Origin of the sequence: Pseudalkalibacillus sp. SCS-8 (genome assembly GCF_040126055.1) — a bacterium.
Taxonomy (GTDB): domain Bacteria; phylum Bacillota; class Bacilli; order Bacillales; family Fictibacillaceae; genus Pseudalkalibacillus; species Pseudalkalibacillus nanhaiensis.
The window spans coordinates 1,204,777-1,229,354 of record NZ_CP143541.1 but is presented as its reverse complement, the minus strand read 5'-3'; the positions used below and the strand labels follow the sequence as shown (position 1 = coordinate 1,229,354).

Sequence of the window (24,578 nt, the reverse complement as noted above, 5' to 3'; positions counted from 1 at the left end):
TGTCGTTATGTTATTTGCGGTAAGAAAGACCTACTCATTACTTTTGAATAGTAAGTGGTAGATATTTATTAATCTCGCGGATTGTTCCGTCTTTTCGGTAGATCACATGCTCGTAACCCTTCTGCTGTGCCCGATGCTTCGCCACTTCTATAGCGTCCTGCTGTGTCAGATGAGTACTCGAGGATCGGTAATTCCCGTCTAAAATATTGGCCCATTTCTTCCCTCTTTTGACGGTTACAATCATTCTAGACATTGTCCCACATCCTTTTCCAATTATTTAAGGTACTTTTATCCTATCACAGGTCCAGAAGCCTTTGTATTGGGAAAGTTATTGCATTTATACGCAAGAAAACCATGTAATTCAGCATGGATTTTCCCAAACTTGATTGGTTGTTAAGGTCCAAAGTTCGAGTTTACCAACATAACGATAAAGAAATGAAGAAGCATGCATTTGCATGGTCGGGCTTGAAAGCAATCCTGATTCCATCAGGGTTGATCCGTATATTGAAATCCGTATATACACCTGCGGATTTAATCATTTTGATGACTTTATCATTTTGATTCAATTCCGCCGCTTTTTTCAAATCATGTGCAAACGTCTTATTGGTCGCCACCTTCTCCAATAACACTTGGAGCTCTTGGGTCGGAACAAGGAAACTTTGTGCTGAGAACATCATCTGGGTTACATCGTCTGGATCTGTACCGATCGGAAAACGGGGATGCCACTCTCCCCAACCTGTATACCCGCTCCATTCCGAGTAATTCAATTTTGTCACCTTCCTTCTTAGCCAATCTATGCCCGGAAGGATGTACTTGTTTCTGAGTAGGCTCTGGCTGGCCACGTAAGACCACTTAAAGTGAATCATTCAGTTTTGTAGATAATTTCTCATTTTTGTAGATAATTTCTGTTTTTCGTAGATAATCCTTAATTTTGGTAGATAAATTTCCATTTTCGTAGATAATTTCTCATTTTTGTAGATCATTCTTCGTCCGAAGCGTTCTTTTCAAGTTTTCCACAGGAAAATCTTCAGTTTTGTGGCTTCATTCGGCTAAAATTGACTCCGAAAATGCGAAATACAAGACTTCGGACCATTAAATAGGGAAAATCCATCAAAAAACAGAGCTTTCCAACAAAAAAAGGCTGTCGAGAAAGTCCCGACAGCCCTCAAATCATCAATCACTATTTTACGTCATACCCTTGTTCTTCAACTGCATTTTTCATATCTTCTTCTGTTACTTTTCCTTCTTCATATTGAACGGATGCTGTGCCTTTTTCAAGATCAACATCGACCTCGTTCACACCATTCAATTCAGCCAATGCATTGGTCACCGCCTGCTTGCAATGGTTACATGTCATACCTTCTACTTGTAATGTTTTTTCCATCCTTAATTCCTCCTCTGATGTAATATTTATATTTTCACTTTCTTCAAACGAAGAGAGTTACTAACAACGGATACAGAGCTGAATGCCATCGCTGCCCCTGCTACCCATGGTGCAAGAAGTCCGAGAGCGGCGATCGGTATTCCAGCAGAGTTATAGAATAAAGCCCAGAATAGGTTTTGTTTGATGTTTTTCATCGTCTTCTGACTTAAAACGATTGCTTTACGTAAGAGCAATAAGTCTCCGCCAAGAAGGGTGATATCAGCTGTTTCAATGGCGACATCTGTCCCGGTACCGATTGCGACACCGATATCAGCTAGAGCTAGTGCAGGCGCATCATTAATGCCATCTCCCACCATCATGACCTTCTTACCTTTTGATTGGAGCTCTTTTACTTTTTCAGACTTCTCTTCAGGAAGGACTTCTGCAAAGACCCCATCAAGGTCAATCTGTTCAGCAATAGCGTTGGCAGTACGCTCATTATCACCGGTAATCATATAAACGTCGATGCCCATATTCTTCAGTTGCTGTATGGCCTCTTTCGATGTTTCTTTAATTGTGTCTGCAACCGCAATCAGACCCGCGAGTTCGTTATTCAAAGCCATCAACATGACGGTCTTGCCTTCGTTCTCCAGCTGGATGATATCCTCTTCATGTGAAGAAGTGTCAATCGAATGCTGCTTCATTAATTTTCGCGTTCCCACCAGGATTTCCTGGCTATTGATCTTAGCAATAATACCATGACCTGGTACAGCTTCAAATTCATCCGCTTCCAAGCCATCAGCTTTCTGTTCTTGTCCATAGGTGACGATTGCATTTGCGAGTGGATGTTCAGACCCTCGTTCTGCAGCAATCAAGTAGCTCAATAGCTGATCGTCTTCTGAAAAAGGAATCCAATCCGTAACCTCAGGCGTGCCTTTCGTGATCGTCCCTGTCTTATCCAACAGAACAGCATTGATCTTATGCGTACCTTCGAGATATTCTCCACCTTTAAAGAGAATTCCCTGTTCTGCACCTTTACCGGTCCCTACCATGATGGAGGTTGGAGTTGCAAGGCCTAAGGCACATGGACATGCAATCACGAGGACGGCGATCGAAGCCTCCAGTGCTGCTGTCAATTCACCTGGAGCTGCGACGAAATACCAGATGAGGAAGACGATGACACTGATTGCAACAACGATCGGGACAAAGATTCCAGAAATAACATCCGCCATCCGTTGAATAGGTGCTTTTGAACCTTGAGCTTCTTCCACGATCCGGATGATACCCGCAAGAGCAGTATCTTTCCCTACCTTAGTCGCTTCAATAATCAATGAACCGTTTTTGTTGATGGTCGATCCAATGACATCCTCATCCACATTTTTTTCTACTGGGATGGATTCACCCGTAATCATCGACTCATCGACAGACGATTGCCCTTTCACGACCTTCCCATCGACTGGAATCTTTTCACCGGGTTTTACGAGGATATGGTCCCCTACATTGACCTGATCGACTGGAACCTTTTTCTCTTGGCCATCCTGCAGAACCGTCGCTTCCTTCGCTTGTAAATTCAGCAACGATTTCAAGGCTAATGTCGTCCGCCCTTTTGCCAGGAATTCAAAATACTTCCCTAGAAGGATGAGCGTGATAAGGATCGCACTCGTCTCAAAATATAACTGTGGCTCATACCCTGGACGTACGGCAAAGCGCAACGTTTCAACAAGACTGTAGAAGTACGCGGCTGAGGTTCCAAGCGCTACTAATACATCCATATTCGCGCTCTTATTCATTAAAGCACGATAAGCGCCAATGTAGAATGGTCCTCCAATATAAAACTGGACAGGTGTCGCAAGTAAAAGCTGGATCCACGGATTCATAAGGATATGAGGAACCGGAATTCCAGTCTCAAACGGCATATGTCCGAACATCGTGTATAAAAGTGGTGAGGAAAGCAATATGGAAAGAAGAAGTGTTCGTTGCTTCTTCTTCAACTCCCGATCCTTCGATTCTTGCTTTGTATCTCGGTCTTTCTTGACTGATGCCGAATACCCAAGCTTATCAATTTTAGTAAGAATATCTTCAAGGGTAACGATTCCAGGCTTATATTCAAAATTCCCAACCTCGGTTGTCAGGTTGACATTGGCTTGCGTAACGCCTGCCATTTTCCCGACTACCTTTTCAATGCGATTGGAGCAGGCAGCACATGTCATCCCTTCGATATCAAGCTCAACTCGTTCAGAAGGAACATCGTACCCGAGCTTTTGAATTTTTTCGATGATCTCATCTGACGAAACCTTCTCTTCATCGAATTTCACTTTCGCCTTTTCTGTCGTCAAATTGACGGAGGCTTCAACCCCATCCATCTTGTTCAGCACTTTTTCAATCCGATTTGAGCAGGCTGCGCATGTCATACCTGAAATGGGTAGCGTTTCTTCCCTTACTTGATGTGTGAGCTGTTGTGCTTCACTCATGGTTGCACCTTCTTTCCCTTAGGACTTCGAGAATTGTCTGAAAATCTTCATCAGTTCATCAATGTATTCTTCTCCGTCTCCAGATTCAATCGTATGCTTCATACACGTATTCGCATGTCTTTCCATCAACGTAAATCCGACCTGCTTCAAGGCAGAATTGATCGCTGAAATTTGGACGAGCACATCCATGCAATACCGGTCTTCATCCACCATCTTCTGAAGCCCGCGGACTTGGCCTTCAATCCGCTTCAATCGATTCTGGATCTTCACCTTCTCTTCTTCGGTTCTTGGAATGATCGGTGAATCATGTTCAGGCATAACCTTCACCCTTCCATTTCTTCTTTATATATACTATACCCCCCTTTAGTATATATATCAACACAAATGCTTCGTTTTTTTGGATAATTTTAGCTGACATGGAAAGGTTATTAATAAGTAGAATTCTTGAGGGGGTGAGTGTTCAAATGAAAAGAAGGAAATTTCCTAAACCGCTTAAATCGAAATCACAAAAAGCGCTGCATTCTTATCAATCCGAATTGAACACGACTTCCAAACCTTTTTTTCAAAGTTTAGATGAGAATATAGATTTTATTAAGAACGCCCTGTTCCGCTCAGATGATGTTGAATCCAGGACCTTTACGTTTAACGGCAAAAAACTCACCATCCTATTCATATCTTCTTTAGTCAGTAAAGAAAAGATGAAAGATTTCATAATTAAGCCGCTTCAGCAAGCGAATAGTGGGGAAATTCCTGAGTTGATAAACACAACCCAAATTGATCACTCATTCGATTTGATGAAAATCATCAGAGGAATGATTGAAGGGCAATGTACCATTTTTACTGAGGATATGGACTTCGCTTACTTAGTCAATGTTTTTCAGACTAATTTCAGAAGTGTTTCTGAACCTACGAATGAGTATGTCATCCGCGGATCCCATGAAGGATTCATTGAAAGTTTGCAAACAAATATTTATTTAATGCGAAAGCGAATCGAGAATCCTAACCTTTATATGAAATATATCACTTTAGGGAAAGCGACGAATACGAAACTTGCGATTATGTATATCAAAGACCTGGCCGATCCGGAACTGGTCAATACGATAGAAGAACGTCTGAACTACATTGATACGGACTCCATACAAACACCCGGCTATATCGAAGAATTCATTGAAGATTATCCGTTGTCTCCATTTCCACAAGTTCTGAATACAGAGCGTCCAGATCGGGCTACAGCCAACTTGATGGAAGGGAGGGTCATTATCTTGATGGAGGGGAGTCCAACTGTACTTGTATTACCTGTTAATTTCTTCACTTTCTATCAATCGCCGGATGACTATAACAGCAGATGGGTTGTCGGTACATTTCTCCGTGCCATCAGAGTCTTCAGTTTCTTGATTGCAATCGGACTACCTGCTTTTTACATTGCACTTGTATCATTCAATTTGGAAGTTATTCCTATTGAGCTTGTCTTTTCAGTTAAAAGCTCTCTTGAGTTCATTCCCTTCCCACCGTTATTGGAAGCTTTCATCATGCAGCTTACATTAGAGTTGCTGAGGGAAGCCTCAGTAAGATTACCCAGTCCGATTTCACAGACGATTGGTATCGTAGGTGGACTCGTCATTGGTACTGCTGTTGTTCAAGCAAATTTAATTTCCAATGTCATGATTATCGTCATTGCACTCACGGGAATCTCTTCTTTCGTGGTGCCATCGAATGAAATGACGACGACAATCCGTATATTAGGCTTTCCACTCATGATTTTGGCTTCATTATTCGGTTTTATCGGTATCGTATTTGGCTTGATGATGATCCTGATTCAGTTATGTAAGATGGAACCTTTTGGACACCCTTACTTCGCTCCATTTGCTCCATTCCATCTAAAAGACCTAAAGGATACCATCTTCCGATTACCACGCTGGATGATGAATACTCGGCCGATGGACGCATCCCCTCAACACTTGAGGCAGGAGTGGCCATCTAGAGGATGGAAAAAGGATGAAAAATAAAGCAGAAACGATTACCAAATATCAATTGTTTTATATGATCCTGCAAACCCAAATCGGAGTGGGTGTTTTAGGGCTGCCCTTTGCAGTACATCAAGTATCCCAAAACGATGGATGGATTTCCGTCCTCATAGCAGGCTTTATATCCCAACTATTAATTTTCATCATTTGGGGTCTCATAAAAAAATACCCAGGAGAAACCATTTATGGGATTGCTGAGAAGCTGGCCGGAAAATATTTTGGTAAATTGATCAGTACCTTATATATCATTTATGGAACGTTGATATGTATGTTGATTCTGGATTTATATCAATCCATTCTAAAGCTATGGGTGTTGCCCCATACTCCGAAATGGGCACTAATGCTGATGATGGTTTTTGCAGGTATCTATATTGTCAAAGAAAGAGTTCGCATTATTGCTAGGTTCTTCATGTTTGTAACCATATTGGTGCCAATTCTGATCATCTTGACATTGATTTCCTTTCCAACATCTGTTGAATACCGATATTTGTTTCCAATCGGCCAGGCTGGCACTCTAAAAATATTTATCGGTGCTCATTCTGTCTTGATTTCAATGCTGGGATTCGAACAGTTGTTAATCCTATCAAAATATACACAGGCAAATGACCGTTCAATATTGAAAGCAGTAAGTTTAGCCAATGGCATTACTGTTTTGATTTACGTTTTCCTGGTTCTGATCAGCTTCATGTTTTTCTCTCCAAAGGAAATAGATCTGATACCACATCCTGTCTTGTATATGTTAAAGGCAATCACCTTTAAAATCGTAGAAAGAATCGATCTACTCTTCATTTCAATCTGGATTGTAATCGTTGCAACTTCTTTTATCAGCTATTTGCTTTTTGCATCCAAGGGGGTTTCCTATCTTTTCAAATTGAAGGGTCATAAGGCTTCTGCTTACATTGTAGCTTCTGTTGCTTTTGCTTTGGCTTTAATCCCTAACACAAAGTTTGAAATTGAACAAATTAGTACGTATATCGGATATGTAAGTTATGGATTCATAGCGTTCATTCCTATCCTATTATTGTTGATTTCAATTCTTAAGTCATTAAGATCGGAGTGATAAAAGGTGAAAAAATTTCTATTTGGAATTCTTCTACCTTTGCTTTTATTAACTGGTTGTTGGGATCAACACCTTATAAAGGATGCACGCCTTGTTTATGCCGCTGCTTTAGATCGAACAGAAAATGGGCACGTAAGGGGTACTGTAATTATCAGAGGGTTTGTCGCAAGTGGGGCCGAATCCGGTGGCGGATCTCCTCAAAATGAAATTGTATCTGGCGTAGGAAAAAATATGCGAGAAACACGTATGAACATAGATAAGAAACTCTCTGATTCTTTTACAGGGGCTAAAACGCGAGTATATCTTTATAGTGAAGTGATTGGGGAGGAAGGCTTGTATCCATACTTGGATATTTTTTACAGGGAACCTTCCAGTTCATTAAATGGGAAGATTGCTATCACAAATGGTGAAGCAGCAAAGTATCTGGAAATTATAAGGAAAGGAAATACTTTGGTTGCAGAATATATTGAAGAACTGATTATCAGCAGTGAAAAAAACTCTATTCTACCAAGACTTGATGTACAAGCCATCCTTTCAAAATTCATGGATCCAGGTTCTGATCCTGTACTTCCCTATCTAGTCTTACACGAAGAAGTACCTGAAATCGAAGTGAAAGGACTTGCTTTATTCAACGATGACCGGATGACAGGATTCATTAACACAAATGATGCGACTCTACTTTTGACCTTGATGAACAAGACCAACAAGTTTCTTCGCTTTTCTCGGAAAGTTCATGTGGATAAACGACAGGATATAGAAAATTATATTACAATTGATGTATACAAAAGCAAAAGTGATATGACTTTAAATAATGTTTCAAACCATTCGTTCACGGTTGATTTCGATGTAAATTTAAAAGCGAATATTATCGAATACCCTTCTGATAATCTTGGAAGTAAAAAGGAATTCAAGAAACTTGAGGGGAAATTATCCACAATGCTAACTAAAGAAATGAACCAAATGATTAGGCAACTTCAGGATGCAAATAGTGATCCACTCGGGATTGGCAGAGAATTGATGGCCTTTCATCCAAAGGTTTGGAAGAACCTTGAATGGGAAAAAGATTACCCAAACATCCCTATAAATGCAAAAGTAACGGTTGAAATTACCGGAAATGGAATTCTTAACTAGATACGAATAGAAATGAAAAGATCTCTTCATTAAGAAGAGATCTTTTTTCATCGTGGTTTTGCAACAATCCCATTATGGACCTTCATGTACCCATGCCTCAAGATATCGAACCCTGACTGGTAAACGTATAGTCCCATCTGACGGATGTCCATCAGTTCACGGTACGTATGATTCATCACATCGGCCATAACATGATAATACATCCTGGATTTCCACTGGTTACGCGGTGTCGTCATGATTACATAACCACCTGGCTTCAAGAAGCGTCGGTGGAAGTCGAGAATTTCTTCCTTATATGCATCAGGTACATGCTCCAACAGACCGACGCTGATGACGATATCAAATTCCTTTCCGTATTTTAAGTTACGTATATCCTCGACCACATAGTCGATATTCATTTGATGTTTATACCATACACGCGGACTACCTGTCTGAGGATTAACACCAAGGAATGGATACGTTTCTGGAAATTCAGTAAAGCGATTCGTTTTGCAGAACGGATCATAATCAACCATGACAACTTGTCCTCCAGGATACATCGCCTGCAGCTGCATCGCTTCATATCCTTCTGCCGCTCCTAAAAATAAAATATTCGGCTTCTCAACATCCAAACCCTCGAATAGAGCCCGCTTTCCACGCGGATCCCAAATGCCGTCCTCGACAAGATGTGCATAATTCCACAAGGACAAGCGAACCAGATCTCCTATGCTCTCTTTCACATCACGTGCCTTAAATTGCTTCAAATGCGCTTTCAATGCTCGTTTCGCTTCTGATTTTTCTTCAGGAACATCCTTTACAAACCATTCGTGGAACGATCGATTGAAATATTCCCATGAGGTCTTCACAGGCATCTTCTGTCTATGCTCTCGTTCCCATTCAATCCGCTCGACAGATACCGTCTTCACCTCATAAGGCTTACCGATATCATCCCATGATAGCTGTGACCAATCACTGACCAGATTGGCATTGAAAAATTTGTCCGGCATTTCATTCCTAGGATTTCGTAAATCAACACGGTAACTAGGAAAGACCTCGGTGAATTCGAAATCCGTCTCATCATAAGGTGTCGGTCCCTTTTTGTCCAATACCTGTAAATGGTTCATCCAACTTCCTCCGTCCATTTGAGGGTTATCTATGGATTTATCGTACACACGAAGGAACAGTAAAGTCAATAATATTTCACAATATTCCGACGATTACACGTTTGGCCTTCGGGCTCGAATGAAGCTGATAATTACGAATAAGATTAGAAGAATCGCCATGCCCACTGCTGTAAACTGAACCGATTCATAGTCTTTCTGTTTCACCGCAATACCGATATAAGCCCAGGCGAATACGATTGAATAAACAAGGTCCTCATTTTTCATAGCAAATCCAATCGCCAACAACGTACCACCAATCAACAGGATCACCGTCCATGTGACATCGGGTAACCCCCATCCACTCCAGTCGTTATACAGGAGGACAACACCGGTATTCACGATGGTAGCAACGGAAATCCATGCAAGATAGACCGAAAATGGAAGACGGTCTAACAGATTTCTGCCTGAAGACTGTTGAATCTTGGAATACAATATGATCAGTGTAAGAAGCAACCCTACCATTACGACGATCGTCAAGTTGAAATACTCATAATGCCAAAGGATGATCCAAGCTGTATTCAACAGGCTACTAAGTATGAACCAGACACCTGTCTTTTGAAAGACATTGTGATTAACACTCTTCGGAAAAAGGAGATAGACCAGCCAAACTGCAAGCAGAAGATAGATGACGGACCAGATGGAAAAAACATATCCTGCTGGAGTGAAGAGAACAGGAAATCGATTTGATATCTCACCGGTCGTTTGGCCGTTTAGCGGCAGCAAATTAGCTGCTGCATTGACAACAATCATTAAAATGTAGGATAAGACAGAAAACAAATAAAGCATGATCACTTTTTTGTTCATATAGGTCACCTCTATCTCATACATACCTCAACACATTCGGTTTTATTCTTCTGTTTCCGGACGACGATGGACACCATACAGAATCATCTGTATGGTTTGCTCTACTGCTTGTTCATCATTCCATTCATGTTCAGGAAATAGGATGAATCTTCCGATTAAATACCCGAAAAGCGAAGATGCCGTGAAACGAACAATTGAAATTGGAGGAAGATCAATCAACTCCCCTTTTTCCTGGAAAACCACGATCGTCTCTTCTACCTTATCCACGACGTGGTCGACGACCGTTTCTCGGAATTGTTGCTTCAATTCTGGATGGAAAGGGATTTCCTGCAACATGATCTTAACCACAGCTAAGTGCTTTTTAATGAAAGTAAGTCTGTTCAGGAATAATGTCCTTAAGAATTGTTCGTAGGAAACGAATTCCTGATCAAACACTTTATGCAAATCCTTAATGATGAATGGAGCCATAAACTTCGCCATGACAGGTGCTACGATGGAGAGCAACAGATCCTTCTTCGTCTTATAATGCCGGAAAATGGTCCCTTCTGCTACACCAGCTTTTTTAGCGATTTCAGAGGTTGAAGAACCCGCATAGCCTTTTTCAGCAAATACCTCAATGGAAGCCTGCACGATTTTCTTCTGCTTTTCCGTCATTTTTTCTTCATCCAACAGCTGGTAAAACTCATCAGCCCATCCTTTTACATCCATATGGGAAAACTCCTTTATTATTGAAGAGTACTAAAAGCTTCTATACTTTCGCAGTGCAATCATATTTGCAATTGAGAATACAAGGGAAAAACCGAACAAGACCAGTAGGTTCAAACGAATCTCTTCAAACCCCAGTCCTCTTATCATAACATCCCTCAACGCATCTGCTGCATAATAGAGCGGGGTCAATGGTCCGATCCAGCTCACCCAATCAGATATGGCTTCCAGATCGAATAAACCTGAAAAGAAAACTTGAGGAACGATGACAATCGGGATGAATTGAATCATCTGCAATTCGTTCTGCGCATAAGCCGAAAGTAATGTTCCAAGTGTCAAAGCTGTGAATGCACAAAGTAATGTTATGACTAACACCCAAAGAAAATCGCCAATCATAAGAAGATCAAGGACGTATATGGAATAGAATACAATCAAAACAGACTGGATGATCGTGAAGAACCCGAATCCTAACAGGTAACCTGACACGACCTCATACTTTTTGACCGGACTCGCCATTAATCGTTCTAACGTTCCCCCTGTTCTTTCCCTCAAAAACGAAACGCCAGCAATCAAGAATACGAAGAAGAATGCAAAGAATCCAATCAAGACGGGACCGAAGTTATCAAAACTCGTCATGTCTTCTGAACCGTAATAATACTCGATTTCTGGCTGTTTCATCGCTCCAGCTTCAGATTGCAAAGACCGTTGGATGAGGCTTAGGATTCGCTGGCTCATTCCCGGGTCACTGCCCTCGACAGTAATATGAAGCTGTTGGTCCACCATCGTCACCCAGGCATCGAGGATCCCTTCCTGAAAGGCCTCATCATACTCAGTCTCTTTTATTTCTTCCCATTCAACATCTGCTTCTTTAAGTTTATCCTCAATCGGTTTTGGTAGTTGATCGGAACCGATGACTGGGACAACATCCTCCCCATTAAATACCAGTGATATGATCGTTAAGATCAACAGAGGGGCGACAAGCATCATCGCTAAGGTTCGTTTATCATGGAAGAACTGTTTGATGATTCGTATGGTCAAGGCTTTAATTCGCATGTTGAACACCTCCAAAATGCAAGAATGCTTCTTCAATCGAGCTTGTGTCAGTATTCTGCTTCAATTCTTCTGGAGTTCCAACAGCGATGATTTTCCCTTCCCTCATCATCGCCAGTCGGTCACACTTTTCTGCTTCATCCATGACATGAGTGGTGACAAGGATCGTCATCCCCTTCTTTTTCAGCTTATATAATTCGTTCCATATGGACTGTCTTAACACCGGATCTATACCAACCGTCGGCTCATCCAACACGATCAAATCTGGTTCATGCAACAGGGCGACTGCGAGTGATAAGCGACGCTTCATCCCGCCTGAATAATGTCTGACAAGCTTTTTCCTATGAGCTGTCAAATCCACTAAATCAAGAACATGGACCAAACGCTCCTTCTTCTCTTTCCCTTTCAGGTGATACATCGAGGCAAAAAAGCTTAGATTCTCTTCCCCGGTAATGTCATGGTACAGGCCATCGGTTTGTGCCATATAACCAATATGCCGGATCGGTTGGGCAGACGGCATTTTCATATCGAATAGCTTCAGCTCACCACTTGACTGTTTTTCGATTCCTGCAATCATCTTCACAAGCGTGGTTTTACCAGCACCAGAAGGACCAAGCATCCCAAATATCTCTCCCTTCCGGATTTCAAGCGTCGTTTTATGAATGACAGTCGTCTTCCCAAATCTTTTCATCAAATCCGTCAGCTGAATGATGTTTTCATTTACCACCAATCATCATCCTCTCTACTGGAATAAAAAAGTGAGTAATCACTCATTTATACTATTCGATTAAATCTTCTATATTCCTTTTCAAGCTAGAAATAAAAAAAGCACTCGAGGTCCGAGTGCTTTTTTCCCGTTATTATTATGATGTATGTTCGACCGCTGTATCCAATGCCACTTCGATCATATCGTTGAATGTTTTTTGGCGTTCTTCTGAAGACGTTGATTCTCCGGTGAAAACATGGTCACTGACCGTCAATACCGAAAGCGCATTTACACCGAATTTGTTCGCTAAGGTGTATAATGCAGATGTCTCCATCTCTACCGCAAGCACCTGATAATCAGCCAGCTGCTTAGCAAGATCCATCGTATCATTATAGAACGTATCACTTGTAAAGACGTTTCCTACCTTCACTTCCAAACCACGTTCTACTGCTTTTCCGTATGCATCATGGAGTAGATCGAAGTTGGCTGTAGGTGCAAAATCAATCCCTCCGAAACGATGACGGTTCGTTGATGAATCCGTAGAGGCAGACATTGCCAGGATGACATCACGTACCTTCACGTCCTTTTGATAAGCACCACATGTTCCGACTCGGATCAAATTCTTGACCCCATAGCTGTCAATCAGTTCATGCGCATAAATGGAAATCGACGGTACACCCATACCTGTTCCCTGGACAGAAATTCTTTTTCCTTTATAGGTACCTGTAAACCCGAGCATGCCACGTACTTCGTTGTAGCACGTCACATCCTCAAGAAATGTCTCAGCGATATATTTCGCCCTTAACGGGTCTCCAGGTAATAAAATCGTTTCTGCGATGTCGCCTTTATTTGCTCCAATATGAATACTCATGCTTCTTTTCCTCCTAAAATTAAACATTATACTCTGGTATAGACACTGTTATGTAGGGTACCCTGTTTGCAACGTTTGTAATCTTATCCTTTAAGGAATCATAAGGCTGCGTCATCGATCTCTTCCAACCATTCAACAATAGGTGCAACCACAGACTGGACACAGTCTTCTTCAAAAGGAGAGTTCAATCGCGCCCCTTTCAAAAGTTCAGTGAACGACATCCTTCCTCCCTGTCTACAAAGGTATAAATACTCCGACCACGCATGCTCCCAATCATCATAGGCTTTACACCAAAACTGCATGGCACAGATCTGTGCCAACGCATAATCAATGTAGTAGAAAGGTGTTCTGAAAATATGACCTTGCTGATACCAAAAACAACCTCGCTCCAAAAAATCGTTGTCTTCGTAATCACGGTGAGGAAGATATTTACGTTCAATCTTTCTCCATGCTCTTTTCCGTTCTGCAGGAGAAATTTCTGGATTCTGGTACACGAAGTGCTGGAACTCATCTACAGCAGCTGCATATGGGATGAATGTCAGTGCACCACTCAGATGACTGAACCAGTATTTCGGTGCTTCCTCCTCAAAGAACAGCCTCATCCATGGCCATGTAAAAAATTCCATACTCATTGAATGAATTTCCGCAGCTTCATGCGTTGGGAAAGCATATTCTGGTATAGTCAGATGCCTGCTGGAATAAACCTGGAAGGCATGGCCTGCTTCATGAGTCAAAACATCTATATCATGAGAGGTACCAACAAAATTCGAGAAGATGAATGGTGATTTATATTTACTGATATACGTGCAATATCCACCCGAACGTTTTCCTTGCTTGTTCACAAGATCCATCAATTCGTTGTCATTCATATACTGGAAAAATTCATTAGTTTCTGCAGACAGTTCTGCATACATCCTTTTTCCATTCCTGATAATCCACTCTGGGTCCCCTTTCGGTGTCGGATTACCCGACTTAAAATTAAACGGTAAATCATAATAAGTCAAGGTTGGTGTGCCGATTCGTCTTCTCTGTCGTTCGAAAAGCCTTTGAGAAATCGGCACGATGTGTTTCAGCACCTGCTCCCTGAATTTTTGAACCTCGCATTCACCATAATCCACCCTTAATAAACGATCATAACCGAGCTGGATAAAGTTCGAGTAGCCAAGGTTATGTGCCATGCGTGAACGAACCTTCACTAGTTGATCATAAAGAAGGTCGAACTCCTCCTCATGCTCTGCGTAGAAATGATATTTCGCTTCACTTGCCCGTTTCCTTGTTTTACGGTTCTTGGATTGAATGAAGGGTGATAATTGGGCTAAGGTCCGTTGTTTCCCATCAAATTCAATTTTAGCAGAAGCAATCAACTTAGAGTATTGTGTTGTCAGTTTGTTTTCTTCCTTCATCTCTTGCATAATTTCTTCGGAGTAGGTATTTAAGGATAGCATCGCAATCCTGAAGAGCTGCGAGCCCCATTCCTCCTCAAGATAAAAACGATGCTTAGACTGAAGAAGCTTCCTATAAAACTGATTTACATACCCTTCATAAACAGGTGCCTGTTCATCAAAAAAATCCTTCTCTTGTTTGTAAAATGAATCCGTTGTATCTATGGAGTGCCGAATTGAACAAATGGTCATCATCGATTCAAATTCCGTTCTCAATTGCACGATTTCTTTCATTCTTTCATTTTGTTCAACTTTACTTGAGGCTTGTTCGAATTTCTTCAATAATGCAAGAAATGCTTTCTTGAATTTAATCATATCTGGTCTTTCATAGTGGTACTCACTGAACGTCATTACTGTGCCTCGCTTTCTAGGTTATCACCACTTCTAGTGCTTTTGATCGTTAGATGCAGGATGATTATTTTCATAGAAATAAAGCCTGGGAAGCTTGGAATAAATCCAATGATCCTGGAACAGTGATACGGTAACGAAGGCAACCATTTGCCAGTCAATTCCTTTCATAAGAGCAACACCTCTCACTGTGTACTCTTTTATACTATGAAAGTACTAGGCTGTCTTATATATTTATTTTCGGAATTAAAATCGTGTATACTTACCTTATAACTGAATTTACTGGAGGAAGCACGTATGCGTGAGAATTTGAGAGTCATAGGTGAGAAGATTGTAGAGAATCGGTATGATGTGAACAAACTTGCGATGGAGTTACGCATGGTGGAAGATCCGGAGGTTGTCCAGAGGATCCAGAACAGGTCCTTTTCTTCTATGACAGCAGAAGAAGCTGAGGAGTTCACTGCCACTTTTGTACGTTATTTAGGAGAAGCAGTTTATGGCGATGAAAAATACTATTTCGAACTTGTGACGGATTGGAGCAAAAAAGCTGGAGAATTAGCTGTCAACGAAGATGTGCCCCTTGAAGAATCATTGGACGGGTTGCGCTTTTTCCGTAAAGCGATATTACAAATCCTTAAACAGGAAGCAGAGCAAGTTCATCTGACGATTGAGGACGTGATTGATATTTGTTCAATCATTGATCCACTCCTTGACCGTTGTATTTATTGCTTCAGTTTAGCTTATATTGCGGACCACAAGGAAGTCGTTCGTAAAGCTCATGCAAATGTCCAGCAACTTCTAATGCCAATCGTTCCTGTAAGTAACGGTGCGGCTGTATTGCCGATCATCGGGGAACTTGATGAAGAACGGTCACACTTTATACTTGAAAAAGCGCTAGAACAATGCAGTAAACTAAAGGTCACGTACTTGATTATTGACCTTTCTGGTATTGTCATCATTGACACGATGGTTGCTCACAACCTGTTCCGGGTCGTCAATGCTCTTAAATTATTGGGTGTAACTACAATTATTACCGGCATGCGTGCAGAATTGACTCAGACTGTCGTTTCTCTTGGCATTGATTTCAAAGACATCACGACATATAGCAGTCTGCAAAAAGCACTTGAAGCCATCGGTTTCATTCAACGTCAATTGCAGGTGAAATAATAACACTAAAAAGAATGGGGGAAATCCCATTCTTTTTAGTGTCTGTGAATTCTGTTGTCCTATTGTCTGAGGCGTCTCACCTCGTCCTCTAGCTTTCGCAATCGGGAATGGATCCGGTAAAGAATCGGTAAGTAAAGTAAAACGACAACGATAAACCACCCCATATGGTTCTCCCCCTTACTAAATTCATTTAGTAGCATATTGATTCTTGAAATATTACGACGAAGGTTCTAAATAATAAACAAAGTCTGGTTCCTCTTCAGGTTTCATCGAAGGGGTGAACCAGACTTTTATGTTATTGAACATTTACCATCTTGGATGTTTGTGGGGTTACCCGATAATGATCAAACCATCCTGTAATTTGCTCTAGTCTTGCCATCCTCATGGATGGATCTCCATTTCTCGATAGGTTGTGATCCGCATCAGGGAATCGGACAAGTCGCGTTGCCTTGTTCTGGTGCTTCAAAGCAATGTATAATTGCTCTGCCTGTTCAATCGGGCAACGGAAATCCTTCTCTCCATGTAGGATAAGAAGTGGTGTCTCGACGTTTTTCACAAGCCTGATCGGTGAATGATACCAGAGCTTTTCAGGGTCTTCTTCCATATGAGCACCGATTTCGCCCTTTGTAAAAAAGTACCCAATATCACTTACGCCATAAAAACTTTGCCAATTACAGATTGACCGCTGAGTGACGGCTGCTTTGAACCGATTTGTACTTCCGACGATCCAGTTGGTCATGAATCCACCATAACTGCCTCCAGTAACATACAACTCTTCTGGATCAATCCAGTCATAGGAATCAAGAGCATGATCAACTCCTGCCATCAGATCATGGTAATCTCCTCCACCATAATCACCACGGCAACCATCCACGAAGGTCTGTCCGTAACCATGACTCCCTCTCGGGTTAAGATAAAGGACAGCATAGCCTTTGGCAGTCAACACCTGGAATTCATGGAAGAATGTATTCCCGTACATCATGTGTGGTCCGCCATGAATATAGAGAATCATTGGATACTTTTTTCCACTCACGAAATCATTCGGCTTCAGCATCCAGCCATGGATGACTGTTCCATCTTGGCTAGCATACTGGATAGGCTCAGGGACTGACAACGTGATATTGCTTAACAGGTCTTCATTATGGAACGTTATCGGTTCCTCCAAAAGGCTGTTAATATCATGTCTTACCAAATCTCCCGGATGAGATGGTGTGCTTACAGCTAAATACACATCCTTGGAGTCATCATCCATTGCATATTGGAAAATATGACGATCACCTTCTACAATCTTTTCAACATTTCCATACAGATCGATGGAATAAAGCTCCGTGTTACCAAATTCACTCGCCAGGAAATATAGCTTCTCACTGTTATGACACCATTTCATATTCGGAGATGCTTCAACTGAGTGCAAGTCGCTGATCATCACATCTCCTATCTGGATGTCGAGCTTATCTGTCAGACATTGTGTGGTCCCTTTTTCCCGATTGTATACCCAGATTTCATTATAAGTAGCAGGTCCGTACTTTTGATTATGTCCGACATAAGCGATATAACGACCATCTGGTGAACATACAGGATGAGAAACAGTTCCATTCAGCGTTGAAATAGCAACTGGTTTTCCACCAAATTCCTGAAGATAAATTTTCGATTTCATATATGAACCTGGTTGGTCTTCAGCAAATCGAGCATAAACGATTGCTTTCCCATCATGTGAGAAATTAGCGTAATAATGGTTTGTGTCACCCTCAGTCAGAACTTGCACATCCCCTGTTTTCAACGAAACCATTGCGATATGCGCATATGATTGGGTTGTGAGAGTTGGTACCCCATCCGCCTTGTATTTCAATTTGTCCACAATAATAGGTCCTTTTAATGACGCTTCGTCGGAATCCTGATCTTCCTCTACGGTGAATCCATATAAAATGGATTGGCCATCCGGATGCCATGAGGGATTGGAGATACCTTTTTCCACCTTTGTTACCTGTTCGGGCTCTCCACCTTTAGCAGATATGACGAATGCCTGCATCTTCTTTTCAGATCTGTTCGATAAGAATAAGAGCTTTGAGCCATCAGGTGACCATCTCGGATGTACATCCATGGAAGGTCCGCTCGTCCAACGGACCATATCCTTCGTTTCAACATCCATCAAATAAATATGAGATTGATATTTTTTATCATCGTTAATCTCTTTAACAACGTAAGCTAAACGTTTTCCATCAGGAGATAATTGAGGATCACTTACGAATTTCAGTCTTAATAAATCATCGATTTGTACACCTTTTCTTTGATCCATCTCTTTCACTCCTTTTAAACCCTAGGATTTCATTTTCGGATCAAGAGCATCACGGAGTCCATCTCCAACAAAGTTGAACGCCAATACTGTAATGAGAATCATGACTCCAGGGAAGATCGGATACCATGGTGCGGTATACATGATCGTCAAGTTTTGAGCATCCTGAAGCATATTTCCCCAACTCGGTGTAGGAGGTTGGATTCCTAATCCTAAATAGCTAAGTGCTGATTCTGCCAGGATAATGATACCGACATTCAATGTTGCGGCAACGATGATTGGTCCCATCGCATTCGGCAGAATATGTGAGAAGATGATCTTAGAGCTTCGAACACCCATTGTTTTCGCTGCAAGAACGAATTCACGTGTTCTAAGTGATAAGAACTCTCCACGTACGAGACGTGCCGTTGTCGTCCAACCGAACAAAGCAAATGCTAAAATCAACTTATCTACACCTGGCTCGAAAATAGTTACAAGCGTAATAAGTAAGAACAAACTAGGAAATGCAAGGAACACATCGACGACACGCATCAAGAATGCGTCAATTTTTCCTCCATAATAACCTGCAAGTGCTCCAACAATCGTACCAATGAAAATTGAAGCAGCAACCGAAGCAAATCCTACTAATAATGAAACACGAGCACCATAGAGCATACGTGTAAACATATCGCGTCCTAACGTGTCCACTCCTAGAAGATGCTCACCATTAGGCGGTGTGAGCTTTTTCAATAATTGCTGGCTACTAGGATCGTATGGTGTAAGCAAAGGTGCAAAGATAGCCGCTAAGATGATCATGACTAATAGGATCAGACCCAGCACTGCCAGCTTGTTCTTAATGAACTTGTCAACCGCAATCCGAGTCAATGTGTCAGGCTTCTTTTGCGGAAGAGGTGCATGTGGCTCTGGATGGACGGGAACGTTAGGTTGTAATTGATTATCAGGCTGTGACATCATAATCCCCCTTAATACTCAATTCTTGGATCGAATACAGCATATAGGATATCAGCAAGTAGATTCCCGATTACCGTCAGGACTGCTGTAATAACGGTAACTGCCATGATGATCGGGTAATCACGTTGGAAGGCTGCATCGACAAACAATAATCCAATTCCAGGCCAGTTGAAGATCTTTTCGACAATAACAGTTCCAGCAAAGAAAGATGGAAGCATCAAACCGAATATTGTAATGACTGGAATTAAACCATTACGTAATCCATGTTTATAAACGACCTTTTGTTCTCTGAAACCTTTCGCACGAGCCGTACGGATATAATCCTGCTTCAAAACTTCGAGCATACTTGTACGTGTATAACGTGTCAAAGCTGCCATATCCGCAGTCGCTAATACAAAGGCAGGTAAAATCAAGTGGTGGATACGATCCCAAACGCTGAATGGTTCATTCAACGTAGCGATACCTCCAGTTGGGAACCACCCAAACTGAACAGATAAGAACATGATCAAAACAAGACCTAACCAGAAGTTCGGAGTTGCTAGACCTAGGAAAGAAGTGAACGTTACAGAGTAATCAGTAAGTGTGTACGGCTTACGAGCTGACAAGATTCCAAATGGAATCGATATCAACACCGCTAACAAAGTCGATACACCCATTAGAAACAATGTGTTCGGTAAACGCTCCATGATCAAGTAAGATACATCTGTACCCTGTCTAATCAAAGATTGTCCAAAGTCACCTTGGAGCATATTCCCAACCCATTTTAAATATTGGATATGCGGTGGATCGTTCAATCCATATTTTTCTTTATAGGCTTCCATATCCTCTGGTTTGATGTTTGGATCCATCATCAAAGCAGTTGGGTCTCCAGGAGCCATATGAATGATTCCGAAAGATAGAATGGAAATTCCAAATAGAAGTGGTATAGCCATCAATGTTCGACGAATGATGTATGAGAGCAACGATAATCCCCCTTTTGTCTACTTTCAAGAGTAGTCAAGATATGTAAAGGCGAGAATGAATGGTAAAGTCTTTACATAAAACAGGAGATGGATAAAGCATATCCATTAACGCTTTATCCATCATCCCAGAATTAATTCGATTACTTATCCATCCACCAGTTTTCAATGTTGTAGTATTCGCTACGCGGATGGTGTGTAAATCCTTTGATGCTTGGGTCTAAAGCATAGTGATCGTTCGGGTAGTACAAGAACGTATATGGCTGTTGTTCAACGATACCCTCTTGGATCTTAGCGATCATTTCCTTACGCTTTTCTTGATCAAGTTCCTTCGTGTTTTCATCCATCAACTTGTCCAATTCAGGATCAGAGAAGTGAACGAAGTTCAAGCCTGCTTCACGTTCTTTTGAATGCCAGATAGCTGTTGGATCCGGATCTGCAGAAAGAGCCCAGCCTAGGATTACAGCGTCGTAGTTCCAGTTAGGAGCCGTTACATCCTCGATGAATGCACTCCATTCCATGATCTTCGGTTTAACTTCGATTCCAACTTGCTTCAACTGTTCTTGGACAACTTGAGCGATTTGCTCACGAGCTTTATTACCTTGGTTCGTTTTGATTTCGAATTGGAACTTCTTACCGTCTTTTTGGAGGATTCCATCGTCACCAGGAGTCCATCCTGCTTCTTCTAACATCTTCTTCGCTTTTTCAACATCATATCCGAATTTCGGAACATCTTCATTGTAAGCCCAGCTTAGTGGACTGGATGGTGCGTGAGCAACTTCCCCGTCACCATTCAATACAGCGGAAATCATTGTTTCACGATCGATTGCATGTGTTAATGCTTGACGTACTTTTTCATCCTGGAACAATTCGTTCTTTTGATTCCATCCGATGTAAGTGTAAGAAAGAGCTAGGTCGGTAGATAAAACAATCTTTCCTTCTTCTTCAAGCTTCTTAGCAGTTTCTAAGTCAGGAGATTGTACAGATGCTTGATGAACATCACCGTTTGCAATTTGTGCCATCAATGCGTTAGCATCTGGAACAATCTTGTATGTGATTGAATCTAGGTTCGGACGACCTTCGAAATAGTCTTCGAACGCAGTAACTTTAACGTATTGTCCTTCTTTCCACTCTTCAAATTTGAATGGACCAGAACCGATTGGGTTCTTCGTGTTGAATTCATGCTCACCTAGTTCTTTAACTGGTACATCGCCTAGGATATGCTCTGGAAGGATCCCGTAAGTCAAAGAATCCATGAAAGGAGCGTATGGCTCAGAAAGAGTCATCTTAACAGTCGTATCATCTACAGCTTCAACTTTTTCGATCTTTTCAAAAGATGATGCACGTGGTCCAGTGTAGTCTTCATGCAATGGAATTTCGTATGTGAAGACAACATCATCAGCCGTTAAAGGCTCGCCATCATGGAACTTAACGCCTTCATGCAATTTAATTGTCCAAACCAAACCATCATCAGAAGTCTTCCACTCTTTCGCAAGATCTGGTTGTGGCTCAAGATTTTCATCAAACACTACTAATCCATCGTATATCCACCCGGAGATATCAGAACTTGAGATATCTGTTGAGTATAGATCATTGAACAATGTCGGAGCTCCGATGGAACCAACAATCAGATCTCCACCTTGTTTCGGCTCATCTGTTGCTTGTTCTGTATCAGTGCCACTTTCTCCTTCATCATCATTGCTTGGTTCAGAACTTGGGCTTGCGTTACATGCAGCTAAGAACAACGACATGACGAACGTTAATACTAGGAACCAATGAAACTTCTTATTCACCTTCAAATTAATAAACCCCCTTATTTTTTAAACAAAAGTTGACTGCAACAACAAAACGACTTTGTTCCCTCCCTCCGCTTAGTAAAAAATGCTTAACACCTCTATTCGTAGAGATGACACGCAACGTAGTGATTCGGCTGGGCTTCCTGGAACTTCGGCACTTGCTGCTTGCAAATATCCATTGCAGCTGGGCATCGTGTATGGAAGACACACCCTTTTGGCGGATTGGATGGACTCGGTAGATCACCAGAAAGAATGATTCTTTCGCGTTTGTTGTACCCTTTCTTCCTTGGAACCGGTACAGCAGACATGAGTGCTTGCGTATATGGATGCAATGGCTCTCTGTACAAGTCATGCTTTTCAGCTAATTCCATCATGTTTCCGAGATACATGACCCCTACACGGTCAGAGATATGTCGGACGACACCTAAATCATGAGAGATGAAGAGATATGTCAGGTTATATTGTTCCTGCAGATCTTCCATCAAGTTGATGATCTGCGCCTGGATGGAAACATCCAATGCAGATACTGGTTCATCGGCAATCATTAAATCTGGATTTAATGCTAACGCCCGGGCAATCCCGATCCGTTGACGTTGACCGCCTGAGAACTCATGAGGATAACGATTTGCGAATGCAGTATTCAATCCGACTGTATCAAGCAATTCCTCTACTTTCGCTTTCCTTTCAGAAGCAGATCCATAATTATGGGTTTTCAACGGTTCCATAATGCTTGTCCCTAACGTTTTCCTAGGGTTCAAGGAAGCGAATGGATCCTGAAAGATCATTTGCATTTGTTTCCTGACCGTTGAACGCAGCTCCCCTTCGGATAAAGATGTGATATCTTGATTGTTGAATTGGATGTTCCCTTCCGTCGGGTTGTAAAGTCGGATGATCGTTCGTCCCAGTGTGGACTTTCCACATCCTGACTCTCCAACAATCCCAAGGGTTTCACCTCTTCGTAGCTTGAAAGAGATGCCGTCTACAGCTTTTACATGCCCAACGGTTTTTTGCATGATCCCCGCTTTGATCGGGAAGTGCATTTTCAGGTTTGTAACTTCTAAGATCGTATCTTGAGTTGATTCTTCTTTGGAGTTAACGGTGAGAGTATTGGTCCTTCCTTGCATTTTCTGCCCCCTTATCATCGTCATACAAGAAGCAACGGACCGTTCTAGTACCATACTTCTTTTCTTGTAGTTGAGGTTCTTCTGAGAAACAACGATCGAAAGCGTGCGCACACCTTGGTGCGAATCGGCACCCTTTCGGCATATTATCCGGTGTCGGAACGTTTCCTTTGATTGGATTCAAGCGACCGATTTCACCATCGATATCAGGAACGGATTCAACCAATCCTTGTGTATAAGGATGTAGCGGTTCATCAAAGATATCCCCTACACTCGCTTGCTCAACGATTTGGCCTGCGTACATAACGATGACCCGCTCAGCCAGTTCAGATACGACACCTAAGTCATGTGTAATCAAAAGGATCGACGTGTTCACTTTTTTCGATAAGTCTTTCATCAGATCCAGAATTTGTGCTTGAATCGTTACATCAAGTGCCGTTGTTGGTTCATCTGCGATGAGAAGCTTCGGATCACAGCTCATCGCCATGGCGATCATGACACGTTGTCTCATTCCACCTGATAATCGGTGAGGATACTCTGTAATGATCGATTCAGCACGTGGTATTCCAACTAGCTTCAGTAGATCAATCGCTTGTTGCACTGCCTTTTTTCTCGGTAACCGTTTATGGTATGTAATCACTTCAATGATCTGTTCACCTATTGTCATGACTGGATTGAGTGAAGTCATAGGCTCTTGGAATATCATTGAGATTTCATTTCCACGGACCTTACACATTTCATTTTCTGAATAGTCCAACAAATTTTTACCTTCGAGGACGACTTCTCCCTCAACGATCTTCCCATATGGTGCTGGTACTAGCTGCATAATCGAGAGTGAAGTCATGCTCTTTCCACATCCAGATTCTCCAACTAATGCTAAGGTTTCTCCTTTATTGATTTTAAAGTCGACCCCATCAACAGCTTTGATCGTCTTTTTCTTGTCGAAAAAGTAGGTTTTAAGATTTCGGACTTTTAATAGTTCTTCCAATCAAGCAACCCCCCTTTGGTTGTATACCCCGACGTATTTTGTCTGTTCCTTCTGCAAAATTGAGAGAACTTTGTTTTATTTTTTGATTATTTAAAAATATTATAAAATTAATAATTCGAGCATTCAAGAAGTTTTTTTAAAGAATTTTAAAGAAATTGTAATTTTTGTTATATGACCAAGTACCTA

General features: G+C 41.6%; 23 protein-coding genes. 4 read left to right on the top strand and 19 right to left on the bottom strand.

What is annotated here, in order from left to right; genetic code table 11:
* Window positions 1-37 precede the first annotated feature (37 nt).
* From V1497_RS06395 to V1497_RS06375, 5 genes are all read right to left on the bottom strand, one after another.
* On the bottom strand, window positions 38-253 hold the full coding sequence (locus V1497_RS06395; RefSeq protein WP_349410143.1) for a DUF2188 domain-containing protein: 216 nt from the start codon (window positions 251-253) through the stop codon (window positions 38-40).
* Between the two features lie 160 nt (window positions 254-413).
* Window positions 414-767 (bottom strand): hypothetical protein, encoded by a 354-nt coding sequence (locus V1497_RS06390; protein WP_349410142.1) that lies wholly within the window; start codon window positions 765-767, stop codon window positions 414-416.
* Window positions 768-1,180: 413 nt separating this feature from the next.
* The gene (gene copZ / locus V1497_RS06385; protein WP_349410141.1) at window positions 1,181-1,384 is read right to left on the bottom strand and encodes a copper chaperone CopZ; all 204 of its coding nucleotides are present in this window, start codon (window positions 1,382-1,384) and stop codon (window positions 1,181-1,183) included.
* A 26-nt stretch (window positions 1,385-1,410) separates the two neighbouring features.
* A complete protein-coding gene (locus V1497_RS06380; protein ID WP_349410140.1) occupies window positions 1,411-3,834 on the bottom strand; it encodes a heavy metal translocating P-type ATPase in 2,424 nt (807 codons plus the stop codon).
* 18 nt (window positions 3,835-3,852) lie between these two features.
* On the bottom strand, window positions 3,853-4,152 hold the full coding sequence (locus tag V1497_RS06375) for a metal-sensing transcriptional repressor (RefSeq protein WP_349410139.1): 300 nt from the start codon (window positions 4,150-4,152) through the stop codon (window positions 3,853-3,855).
* A 146-nt stretch (window positions 4,153-4,298) separates the two neighbouring features.
* On the opposite strand from V1497_RS06375, the gene V1497_RS06370 reads away from it, so the two are divergent.
* From V1497_RS06370 to V1497_RS06360, 3 genes are read left to right on the top strand one after another with little or no spacing between them, the layout of a single operon-like run.
* The gene (locus V1497_RS06370; RefSeq protein ID WP_349410138.1) at window positions 4,299-5,840 is read left to right on the top strand and encodes a spore germination protein; all 1,542 of its coding nucleotides are present in this window, start codon (window positions 4,299-4,301) and stop codon (window positions 5,838-5,840) included.
* Window positions 5,830-6,918: an endospore germination permease gene (locus tag V1497_RS06365; RefSeq protein ID WP_349410137.1), complete on the top strand. Its 1,089-nt coding sequence runs from the start codon at window positions 5,830-5,832 to the stop codon at window positions 6,916-6,918. The genes V1497_RS06370 and V1497_RS06365 overlap by 11 nt, the downstream gene beginning before the upstream one ends.
* 6 nt (window positions 6,919-6,924) lie before the next feature.
* On the top strand, window positions 6,925-8,049 hold the full coding sequence (locus tag V1497_RS06360) for a Ger(x)C family spore germination protein (protein WP_349410136.1): 1,125 nt from the start codon (window positions 6,925-6,927) through the stop codon (window positions 8,047-8,049).
* Between the two features lie 47 nt (window positions 8,050-8,096).
* Here V1497_RS06360 and V1497_RS06355 read toward each other — a convergent pair whose 3' ends face one another.
* From V1497_RS06355 to V1497_RS06320, 8 genes are all read right to left on the bottom strand, one after another.
* On the bottom strand, window positions 8,097-9,152 hold the full coding sequence (locus tag V1497_RS06355) for a class I SAM-dependent methyltransferase (protein ID WP_349410135.1): 1,056 nt from the start codon (window positions 9,150-9,152) through the stop codon (window positions 8,097-8,099).
* Window positions 9,153-9,245: 93 nt separating this feature from the next.
* Entirely contained in the window at window positions 9,246-9,995 is a 750-nt protein-coding gene (locus V1497_RS06350) for a TspO/MBR family protein (protein ID WP_349410134.1), read from the bottom strand.
* A 42-nt stretch (window positions 9,996-10,037) separates the two neighbouring features.
* Entirely contained in the window at window positions 10,038-10,703 is a 666-nt protein-coding gene (locus V1497_RS06345) for a TetR/AcrR family transcriptional regulator (RefSeq protein ID WP_349410133.1), read from the bottom strand.
* Between the two features lie 30 nt (window positions 10,704-10,733).
* Window positions 10,734-11,753: an ABC transporter permease gene (locus V1497_RS06340; RefSeq protein ID WP_349410132.1), complete on the bottom strand. Its 1,020-nt coding sequence runs from the start codon at window positions 11,751-11,753 to the stop codon at window positions 10,734-10,736.
* Entirely contained in the window at window positions 11,743-12,441 is a 699-nt protein-coding gene (locus V1497_RS06335) for an ABC transporter ATP-binding protein (RefSeq protein ID WP_349410757.1), read from the bottom strand. The genes V1497_RS06340 and V1497_RS06335 overlap by 11 nt, the downstream gene beginning before the upstream one ends.
* A gap of 172 nt (window positions 12,442-12,613) precedes the next feature.
* Complete coding sequence (gene deoD, locus V1497_RS06330; RefSeq protein ID WP_349410131.1) at window positions 12,614-13,327, bottom strand: purine-nucleoside phosphorylase; 714 nt, start codon at window positions 13,325-13,327, stop codon at window positions 12,614-12,616.
* Window positions 13,328-13,425: 98 nt separating this feature from the next.
* On the bottom strand, window positions 13,426-15,120 hold the full coding sequence (locus V1497_RS06325) for a M3 family oligoendopeptidase (protein ID WP_349410130.1): 1,695 nt from the start codon (window positions 15,118-15,120) through the stop codon (window positions 13,426-13,428).
* Window positions 15,121-15,153: 33 nt separating this feature from the next.
* The gene (locus V1497_RS06320; RefSeq protein WP_349410129.1) at window positions 15,154-15,288 is read right to left on the bottom strand and encodes a hypothetical protein; all 135 of its coding nucleotides are present in this window, start codon (window positions 15,286-15,288) and stop codon (window positions 15,154-15,156) included.
* Between the two features lie 126 nt (window positions 15,289-15,414).
* Between V1497_RS06320 and V1497_RS06315 the strand changes: the two genes are divergently transcribed.
* Window positions 15,415-16,284, top strand: a complete 870-nt coding sequence (locus tag V1497_RS06315) for an STAS domain-containing protein (RefSeq protein WP_349410128.1) — start codon at window positions 15,415-15,417, stop codon at window positions 16,282-16,284.
* A gap of 295 nt (window positions 16,285-16,579) precedes the next feature.
* Here the strand turns inward: V1497_RS06315 and V1497_RS06310 are convergent, their stop codons facing one another.
* The 6 genes from V1497_RS06310 to V1497_RS06285 form a co-directional block, all read right to left on the bottom strand.
* Window positions 16,580-18,580 carry a S9 family peptidase gene (locus V1497_RS06310; protein ID WP_349410127.1) on the bottom strand — a complete coding sequence of 667 codons (2,001 nt, stop codon included), beginning with the start codon at window positions 18,578-18,580 and terminating at the stop codon, window positions 16,580-16,582.
* Window positions 18,581-18,601: 21 nt separating this feature from the next.
* Entirely contained in the window at window positions 18,602-19,528 is a 927-nt protein-coding gene (gene opp4C, locus V1497_RS06305) for an oligopeptide ABC transporter permease (protein ID WP_349410756.1), read from the bottom strand.
* An 11-nt stretch (window positions 19,529-19,539) separates the two neighbouring features.
* Complete coding sequence (locus V1497_RS06300; protein ID WP_349410126.1) at window positions 19,540-20,490, bottom strand: ABC transporter permease; 951 nt, start codon at window positions 20,488-20,490, stop codon at window positions 19,540-19,542.
* 140 nt (window positions 20,491-20,630) lie between these two features.
* Window positions 20,631-22,238 carry a peptide-binding protein gene (locus V1497_RS06295; protein WP_414703632.1) on the bottom strand — a complete coding sequence of 536 codons (1,608 nt, stop codon included), beginning with the start codon at window positions 22,236-22,238 and terminating at the stop codon, window positions 20,631-20,633.
* A 143-nt stretch (window positions 22,239-22,381) separates the two neighbouring features.
* The gene (locus V1497_RS06290; RefSeq protein ID WP_349410125.1) at window positions 22,382-23,407 is read right to left on the bottom strand and encodes a dipeptide ABC transporter ATP-binding protein; all 1,026 of its coding nucleotides are present in this window, start codon (window positions 23,405-23,407) and stop codon (window positions 22,382-22,384) included.
* Window positions 23,376-24,392 carry an ABC transporter ATP-binding protein gene (locus V1497_RS06285; protein ID WP_349410124.1) on the bottom strand — a complete coding sequence of 339 codons (1,017 nt, stop codon included), beginning with the start codon at window positions 24,390-24,392 and terminating at the stop codon, window positions 23,376-23,378. The genes V1497_RS06290 and V1497_RS06285 overlap by 32 nt, the downstream gene beginning before the upstream one ends.
* Between the last annotated feature and the right edge of the window lie 186 nt (window positions 24,393-24,578).